Genomic DNA, 413 nt, shown 5'->3' on the forward strand with positions numbered 1-413 from the left:
TGGGTGATCATCGGGTCGATCTGGATCTTGCCGTCCATGTACCAGTCGACGATCCTCGGCACGTCGGTGCGGCCGCGCGCGCCGCCGAAGGCCGTGCCCATCCAGGTACGGCCGGTGACCAGCTGGAACGGCCGAGTCGAAATCTCCTGGCCGGCGCCGGCGACGCCGATGACGACCGACTTGCCCCAGCCGCGATGCGAAGCTTCCAGCGCCTGGCGCATCACCTTCGTGTTGCCGGTGCAGTCGAACGTGTAGTCGGCGCCGCCGATCTGGTCGGCACCGCGCTTGGTCATGTTGACGAGGTGAGGGACGATGTCGCCGTCGATCTCCTTCGGATTGACAAAATGCGTCATTCCGAATCGCTCGCCCCAGGCCTTCTTGTCGTTGTTCAAATCGACACCGATGATCATATC

Annotated in this window: 1 protein-coding gene; it reads right to left on the bottom strand. The window is 63.4% G+C overall.

The window, feature by feature from the left end; all coding sequences use genetic code 11:
* Positions 1–413: zinc-binding dehydrogenase (locus tag O7A60_RS32185; RefSeq protein WP_337109601.1), on the bottom strand; the 413-nt coding region annotated here is incomplete at both ends.

The organism is Mesorhizobium salmacidum (SeqCode) (genome assembly GCF_037179605.1).
Lineage (GTDB): Bacteria > Pseudomonadota > Alphaproteobacteria > Rhizobiales > Rhizobiaceae > Mesorhizobium > Mesorhizobium salmacidum.